4 protein-coding genes are annotated in these 8,265 nt (G+C 73.3%); all 4 read left to right on the forward strand.

The genetic code is table 11. The features are described 5' to 3' along the window. Positions 1-7: 7 nt before the first annotated feature. On the forward strand, positions 8-1,936 hold the full coding sequence (locus ACWFR1_RS04655) for a TIGR03960 family B12-binding radical SAM protein (RefSeq protein ID WP_453546426.1): 1,929 nt from the start codon (positions 8-10) through the stop codon (positions 1,934-1,936). 74 nt (positions 1,937-2,010) lie between these two features. Next, entirely contained in the window at positions 2,011-3,201 is a 1,191-nt protein-coding gene (locus ACWFR1_RS04660; RefSeq protein ID WP_453546428.1) for a hypothetical protein, read from the forward strand. A gap of 122 nt (positions 3,202-3,323) precedes the next feature. Then, entirely contained in the window at positions 3,324-4,115 is a 792-nt protein-coding gene (locus ACWFR1_RS04665) for a TIGR03936 family radical SAM-associated protein (protein WP_453546575.1), read from the forward strand. Between the two features lie 236 nt (positions 4,116-4,351). Further along, positions 4,352-8,188, forward strand: coding sequence for an Rne/Rng family ribonuclease (locus ACWFR1_RS04670; RefSeq protein WP_453546430.1), 3,837 nt, complete (start codon positions 4,352-4,354; stop codon positions 8,186-8,188). The last annotated feature ends 77 nt before the right edge of the window (positions 8,189-8,265 follow it).

Genomic DNA, 8,265 nt, shown 5'->3' on the forward strand with positions numbered 1-8,265 from the left:
GTTCGAGATGTCTGCTGCCGAGTCTGTCTTCCCGCAGCTCGAAGCTCTGCTCCCGCACGTGCAGAAGCCGATTCAGTACGTCGGTGGAGAGCTGAATTCCACGGTGAAGCCGTGGGAGTCCGCCGACGTCCGCTGGGCGCTGATGTACCCGGACGCGTACGAGGTCGGTCTGCCCAACCAGGGCGTCATGATCCTGTACGAGGTGCTCAACGAGCGCGAGGGCGTCCTCGCCGAGCGCACGTACAGCGTGTGGCCGGACCTCGAAGAGCTCATGCGTGAGCACAAGGTCCCGCAGTTCACGGTCGACTCGCACCGCCCCGTCGGCGCCTTCGACGTCTTCGGCCTGAGCTTCTCCACGGAGCTCGGCTACACGAACATGCTGACCGCCCTCGACCTCGCCGGCATCCCGCTGGAGGCGAAGGACCGGACCGTCGACCACCCGATCGTGCTCGCCGGCGGCCACGCCGCCTTCAACCCCGAGCCGATCGCGGACTTCATCGACGCGGCGATCATCGGCGACGGCGAGCAGGCCGTCCTCGACATGACCGAGATCATCCGCACCTGGAAGGCCGAGGGCAGGCCGGGTGGCCGCGAGGAGGTCCTCCTCCGTCTCGCGAAGACCGGCGCGGTCTACATCCCGGCGTTCTACGACGTCGAGTACCTGCCGGACGGCCGCATCGGCCGTGTCGTGCCCAACCGTTCCGGCGTGCCGTGGCGGGTCTCCAAGCACACCGTCATGGACCTCGACGAGTGGCCTTACCCCAAGCAGCCGCTCGTCCCGCTCGCGGAGACCGTCCACGAGCGCATGTCCGTCGAGATCTTCCGCGGCTGCACCCGCGGCTGCCGTTTCTGCCAGGCCGGCATGATCACGCGCCCCGTGCGGGAGCGAAGCATCACCGGCATCGGCGAGATGGTCGAGAAGGGCCTCAAGGCGACCGGCTTCGAGGAGGTCGGCCTCCTCTCGCTGTCCTCCGCGGACCACACCGAGATCGGTGACATCGCGAAAGGCCTCGCCGACCGGTACGAGGAGGACAAGGTCGGCCTGTCCCTCCCCTCGACCCGCGTCGACGCGTTCAACGTCGACCTGGCCAACGAGCTCACGAGGAACGGCCGCCGTTCCGGCCTCACCTTCGCCCCCGAGGGCGGCTCCGAGCGCATGCGCAAGGTCATCAACAAGATGGTCTCGGAGGAGGACCTCATCCGGACCGTCTCCACCGCGTACGGCAACGGCTGGCGCCAGGTGAAGCTGTACTTCATGTGCGGCCTGCCGACGGAGACCGACGAGGACGTCCTCCAGATCGGTGACATGGCCGTCAAGGTCATCGCCGAGGGCCGCAAGGTCTCCGGCCAGAACGACATCCGCTGCACCGTCTCCATCGGCGGTTTCGTCCCCAAGCCGCACACCCCGTTCCAGTGGGCGCCGCAGCTGTCGGCCGAGGAGACGGACGCGCGGCTCACGAAGCTCCGCGACAAGATCCGCGGCGACAAGAAGTACGGCCGCTCGATCGGCTTCCGGTACCACGACGGCAAGCCCGGCATCGTCGAGGGCCTCCTCTCGCGCGGCGACCGCCGCATCGGCTCGGTCATCCGCGCGGTGTACGAGGACGGCGGCCGCTTCGACGGCTGGCGCGAGCACTTCTCGTACGACCGCTGGATGGCGTCCGCCGAGAAGACGTTGCCCGCCTTCGGCGTGGACGTCGCCTGGTACACGACCCGCGAGCGCACCTACGAGGAGGTCCTGCCCTGGGACCACCTGGACTCCGGTCTCGACAAGGACTGGCTCTGGGAGGACTGGCAGGACGCGCTCGACGAGACCGAGGTCGAGGACTGCCGCTGGACGCCGTGCTTCGACTGCGGTGTCTGCCCCGCGATGCAGACCGAGATCCAGGTCGGCCCCACGGGCAAGAAGCTGCTGCCGCTGTCGGTCGTGAAGTAGGCCGAACGGGTAACACTCGGGTGACGGCCCGGCGCGAGGGAAACCTCACGCCGGGCCGTTGCGTCATTCCGGGCATGAGCCTGGAGAACCCTCCGCCACCAGCCCTGATCCGCATCCCGGTCCGGATCGTCGTGCTGCTCGTCGTCCTCCCGGTCCGGATGACCTGGGACGCCCTCAAGGCCGCGGCCCACGTCCTCGACCGCACCCTCCTCCGCCCGACGGGCCGAGGCCTGGCATGGCTCCTCCACCACCTCGTGACGCGCCCGGCCCGCCGGCTGTACCGCTCGGTGCTCGCGCCGATGGGCCGGGGGATCGCGTGGGCGCTCACGGGGGTGGGCCGGGGGCTGGCGCGGGTGGGCACCGGCGTCGGCCGGGGACTGTCCGTCGCCGGCCGACTGCTGGGCATGACGCTGTTCGTCTGGCCGTGGGTGGGACTCTGGCGCTACGTGCTCGTGCCCGTCGTCCGGTACGGGATCGCCGTCCCCGCCGTCTGGCTCGGACGGCACGTGCTCGCCCCGCTCGGCTCCGCGCTCCTGCGGTACGCGCTCGTGCCGCTCGCCCTGTACGGCGTGGCGATGCCCACGCGCTGGCTGTACCGATGGGTCCTCGCACCCCTGGGGCTCGGCGTGACCTGGCTGGTCGTCGGCGCGGGACGCGGCCTGGCCTGGGGGTTCACCCGACTCGGACGAGGACTGGCCCTCGTCCTCACGGGACTGGGACACGGCCTGCGGTTCTGCGCGATCGGGCTCGCCACCGTGCTGTTCGTGTGGCCGTGGCGGTACGTCCTCGCACCGCTCCTCCGGTACGGGATCGCCGTCCCCGCCACATGGCTCTGGAAGCGGGTCCTCGCGCCCGTCGGGCGGGAGATCCGGGACGCCCTCGCCATCTGCTGGCGGGTCGCCGGATTCCTCTCCCTGGCCGTCGGGCGGGCCCTCAAGCGGGTCGCCTGGAACCTGGTCGGACGGCCGGTGGCCTGGTCCTGGACCCAGGTCGTCCGGCCAGTCGGGCACTGGATCCGCGACAGCGTCCTGGCCCCGGCCCGCAGGGCCGCCGTCGAGACCGGGCGGGCCGTTCGGGAGGCGCTCACCGCCGCCCGCGCCACCGTGCGGGACGCTCGACGCGACGCATGGCGCGCCCTGGTCGGCGGAGCCCGGATGACCGAGCCCCGGGAACCGGAGGTGGCCCGAACGCGTACTCTGGGTAGTACAACGAACGTCCCCGGCGCGGCGCCCGCCCCCGAGATCTCCCTGCGAAAGCGGGGGTGAACCGGGCGGGACCCCCAGGGCCACCCGCACATCTCGTGGACGGCGCCACCCGCGCCGCCCCGCACCGAGGAGAAGAACCACTGGGCAAGCGACAGCCCGAAGGCCCGCCGCCCGCACCGGCGGTGCAGCGCATCCGACTGCGCTACACCAAGCGCGGCCGCCTCCGGTTCACCAGCCACCGTGACTTCCAGCGCGCCTTCGAGCGTGCGCTGCGCCGCGCCGAGGTGCCCATGGCGTACTCGGCGGGGTTCACCCCGCACCCGAAGGTGTCGTACGCCAACGCAGCCCCGACCGGTACGGGCTCCGAGGCCGAGTACCTGGAGATCGCGCTCACCCAGACGCGCGACCCCGAGATGCTGCGGGCCCTGCTCGACGAGTCCCTTCCCACGGGCCTCGACATCACCGACGCCGTCGAGGCCCGGACCTCGGGTCTCGCGGACCGGCTCACCGCCTCCGTGTGGGAGCTGCGCCTCGAAGGCGTCACCGTCGAGGACGCGCAGAAGGCCGCCGAGGCGTTTCTCGCGGCCGAGACCGTGGAAGTACAGCGCAAGACCAAGAACGGCATCCGCACCTTCGACGCCCGCTCCGCGGTCACCGAGCTGTCGGTTTCCCGTCCCCAGGGCGATCCCCAGGGCGATAGGCCGCTGGACAGCGCCTGTGCGATACTGCGGCTGGTTGTTCGGCACGTGACACCTGCCGTACGACCCGACGACGTCCTGTCCGGTCTCCGAGCTGTGGCCGACCTGGCGCCGCCGGTCCCCGCAGCGGTGACCAGGCTGGCGCAGGGGCTCTTCGACGAGGAGTCCGGCACGGTGACCGACCCGCTCGCGCCCGACCGCGAGGCAGTCACGGCCGCTTCATCCACGGCCGCCGCGACCGCCTCAGCGACGGCGCCGGGTGCAGGTACCGCGTAGGGAGCGGTCGTTGTAGCGCCGCCCTGGTACTCGGGAGCCACCTGGGTCGGGCAGCGCACTGACCAGGAGACTTTCGCCAGGCCGTACGTCATTGGGGCGTACGGAACCGGCGAGCCAGACATCAGCTCCCGTGCGGCGCCCGCGCCCCGGACGGCGGCACCGCGCCACAGGCGTGATCGTGCCGCCGGACCGGAACCAGACGCGGCGCCCGGGAGCGTGACGGGAGAACCGCCCGCATGCTCGAGTCCAACGAAGACACCAACGCCCCCAGTGACAAGCTGCCGCCGCGCCGTCGGCGCCGCGCCGCTTCCCGCCCCGCCGGTCCGCCGGTGACGGCGGGCGCCGAAACCACCGAGACCACGGCCACCGCCGAGACCCCGGCCGTGGAGGCCGCCCCGGTCGAGGCCGAGGCCGCCCCCGCGCCGCGCACCCGCCGCCGCGCCACCCGCAAGGCCACCGCTCCGGTCGCCGAGACGGCCGAGGCCGGCGCCCCCCTCGCGGAGACCTCCGCGGCGGCCGAGCCCGCCGTCGAGGCCGCGGCCGAGGATGCCGCCCCGGCGCGCCCGACGCGTCGCCGTGCCACCCGTAAGGCCACGTCGCCGGTGACTGCCACGGCCGCTGCCGAGGAGCCCGCCGTCGAGGCCGCTCCGGTCGCCGAGACCGTCGCCGCCCCGGCCGAGGAGGCCCCCGAGGCCGCCCCGGCGCGCCCGACGCGTCGCCGTGCCACCCGTAAGGCCACGTCGCCGGTGACCGCCACGGCCGCTGCCGAGGAGCCCGCCGTCGAGGCCGCTCCGGTCGCCGAGACCGTCGCCGCCCCGGTCGAGGAGGCCCCCGAGGCCGCCGCGCCCGCCCCGCGCACCCGCCGCCGCGCCACCCGCAGGGTCACGTCGCCCGAGGCGACCCCCGAGACGGCCGCCGAGGCCGCCACCACCGGCGAGTCGCTGCCGCAGGCCGCCGTGGCGCAGATCGCCTCCGAGGAGGCCGAGGTCGCCGCCGCCGAGACCGCCGCCACCCGTGGTCGCGGCCGCCGCCGCGCGACCTCGCCGCAGTTCACGTCCGAGCCCGTCACCAAGCCGGAGACGTCCCGCGCCCGCCGCGCCGAGCGCCCCGCCGTCGCCGTCTTCCAGGCTCCGGTGTTCTCCGAGCCGATGTTCCAGACCCCGGAGACGGCCGCCCTGCAGGCCGCCGAGGTCGTGGAGCCGGAGGAGCTGGAGGAGGACGAGCTCGACGAGACCGTCGAGGCCGAGGCCGAGGTCGCCGAGGCGACCGGGCCCATCGAGATCCCCGAGGCCACCGAGCGCGCCGAGGCCGGCTCCCGCCGCCGCCGGCGCCGCCGCGGCGAGCCCGTCGCCGTCGAGCCCGTCCCGGTCACCGTCGCCGACGAGCCCGAGGTCGAGGCCGTCGCGGACGAGCTCGAAGAGGCCGAGGAGGCCGAGGAGACCGACGAGTACGGGGACCGCCCGTCCCGCCGTCGCCGCCGTGGTGGCCGTCGCCGTCGCCGCGGTGAGCTCGCCGAGGTCGACGAGACCGAGGAGTCCGACGAGCTCCGCGCCGAGGACGAGGCCGAGACCGAGGAGGGCGAGGAGGAGCAGGACGACGCCGAGGCGTACGCCGGCGGCTCCAGCAGCTCCCGTCGCCGTCGCCGTCGCCGCCGTCGCAGCGGGGACGCCTCCGCCGACGCCGAGGGCGCCGAGGAGGAAGGCGTCCGTACGGTCGTCAAGGTCCGCGAGCCCCGCCCGGCCCGCGAGAAGGCCGAGCCCGGCACCGGCGCCGACGAGGTCCAGTCCATCAAGGGCTCGACCCGCCTGGAGGCCAAGAAGCAGCGGCGCCGCGAGGGCCGCGAGCAGGGCCGCCGCCGCGTCCCGATCATCACCGAGGCCGAGTTCCTGGCCCGCCGCGAGGCCGTCGAGCGCGTCATGGTCGTCCGCCAGAGCGGCGAGCGCACCCAGATCGGCGTCCTGGAAGACAACGTGCTCGTCGAGCACTACGTCAACAAGGAGCAGGCCACCTCGTACGTCGGCAACGTCTACCTGGGCAAGGTCCAGAACGTCCTGCCGTCGATGGAGGCCGCCTTCGTCGACATCGGCAAGGGCCGCAACGCCGTCCTGTACGCCGGTGAGGTCAACTTCGAGGCGCTCGGCATGGCCAACGGGCCGCGCCGCATCGAGACCGCCCTCAAGTCCGGCCAGTCGGTCCTCGTGCAGGTCACGAAGGACCCGATCGGCCACAAGGGCGCTCGTCTGACCAGCCAGGTCTCCCTCCCCGGCCGCTACCTCGTGTACGTCCCCGAGGGCTCGATGACCGGCATCAGCCGCAAGCTCCCGGACACCGAGCGCGCCCGGCTGAAGACCATCCTCAAGAAGATCGTCCCCGAGGACGCGGGCGTCATCGTGCGCACCGCCGCCGAGGGCGCGAGCGAGGACGAGCTGCGCCGCGACGTCGAGCGCCTGCAGGCGCAGTGGGAGGACATCCAGAAGAAGGCGAAGCAGATCTCGACGAGCGCGCCGAGCCTGCTGTACGGCGAGCCGGACATGACCGTCCGGGTCGTCCGCGACATCTTCAACGAGGACTTCTCCAAGGTCATCGTCAGCGGCGACGAGGCGTGGGAGACCATCCACGGATACGTCTCGCACGTCGCCCCGGACCTGGCCGACCGCCTGTCCAAGTGGACGAGCGAGGTCGACGTCTTCGCGACGTACCGGATCGACGAGCAGCTCATGAAGGCGCTGGACCGCAAGGTCTGGCTGCCGTCCGGCGGCTCGCTGGTGATCGACAAGACCGAGGCGATGATCGTCGTCGACGTCAACACCGGCAAGTTCACCGGTCAGGGCGGCAACCTCGAAGAGACCGTGACGAGGAACAACCTCGAAGCGGCCGAGGAGATCGTGCGCCAGCTGCGTCTGCGCGACCTCGGCGGCATCGTCGTCATCGACTTCATCGACATGGTCCTGGAGTCCAACCGCGACCTGGTGCTGCGCCGCCTCCTGGAGTGCCTGGGCCGTGACCGGACCAAGCACCAGGTGGCCGAGGTCACCTCGCTCGGCCTGGTCCAGATGACCCGCAAGCGGGTCGGCCAGGGCCTCCTGGAGTCCTTCTCCGAGACCTGCGTCCACTGCAACGGCCGTGGCGTCATCGTCCACATGGAGCAGCCGGCCGCCGTCGGCGGTGGCGGCAAGCGGGCGAAGAAGCGCGGCCGCGGCGCCGAGCACGTCCACGAGCACGAGGCCATCGAGACCGACGTCGAGACCGAGGTCGAGACCGAGGCCGAGGTCGCGGCGGAGCTGGCCGCGCCGGTGGCCCTGCCCGAGCCCATCGCCCCGGACGAGGAGCTGTACGGCAGCGTCGCCGAGGCCGAGGCCGCCGCCACGCGCGGTCGTGGACGTCGTCGCGCCACCCGCAGGGTGTCCGCGCCGGTCGCCCCGGCCCCGGTCGTGGAGACCGAGAGCTACGTGGTGGAGCCGGAGCCGGTCGTCGTGCCGGAGCCCGAGCCGGTCGTCGTGCCGGAGCCGGTCGCCGAAGCCGTCGTCGAGCCGGTGGTCGAGGAGACCGCCGCCCCGGCGCCGCGCGGCCGCCGTCGCGCCACCCGCCGGGCGACGTCCCCGGTCGTGTCGACCACGGAGGCCGCCGAGCCCGCCGTCGTCGAGCCGGTCGCCGCGCCCGTCGCCGAGGAGGTCCCCGTGGCCGCCCCGGAGCCGGAGCCCGTCGTGCAGCCCGCGCCCGAGCCCGCCGTCGAGGAGGCCCCCGTGGCCGCCCCGCCGCGTGCCCGTCGCCGGGTGGTCCGCAAGGCCACCGCTCCCGCCGGTTCGCCCGCGGGCGCCGAGGAAGCCGCCGTCGTCGTGGTCACCACGGCCCCGGCCGAGGCCGCCACGGCGGAGCCCGAGGCCGAGGCCGAGAGCGAGGCCGCGCCGGCCAAGAAGACGGCCGCGCGCAAGACCGCGAAGAAGGCCACGGCCAAGAAGGCCGCCACCAAGAAGACGGCGGCGACCAAGAAGACGGCGGCGAAGAAGACCACCGCCAAGAAGGCCCCGGCCAAGAAGGCGGCGGAGAAGACCACGGCTCCGGCCCAGGACTGACCCACCGGGTGCGGGGCGGGCCCCGGGGGCGGCCCCCCCCCCCGCCGGCGGCTTTTGACCGCGGTGGCCCCCCCCCC

The organism is Streptomyces sp. NPDC055103, from assembly GCF_053607625.1.

Bases quoted from the DNA above. Each gene is read 5' to 3' on its own strand.
- ACWFR1_RS04660 (WP_453546428.1), top strand. From the start codon at position 2,011: ATGAGCCTGGAGAACCCTCCGCCACCAGCCCTGATCCGCATCCCGGTC.
- ACWFR1_RS04670 (WP_453546430.1), top strand. From the start codon at position 4,352: ATGCTCGAGTCCAACGAAGACACCAACGCCCCCAGTGACAAGCTGCCG.
- ACWFR1_RS04655 (WP_453546426.1), top strand. From the start codon at position 8: ATGTCTGCTGCCGAGTCTGTCTTCCCGCAGCTCGAAGCTCTGCTCCCG.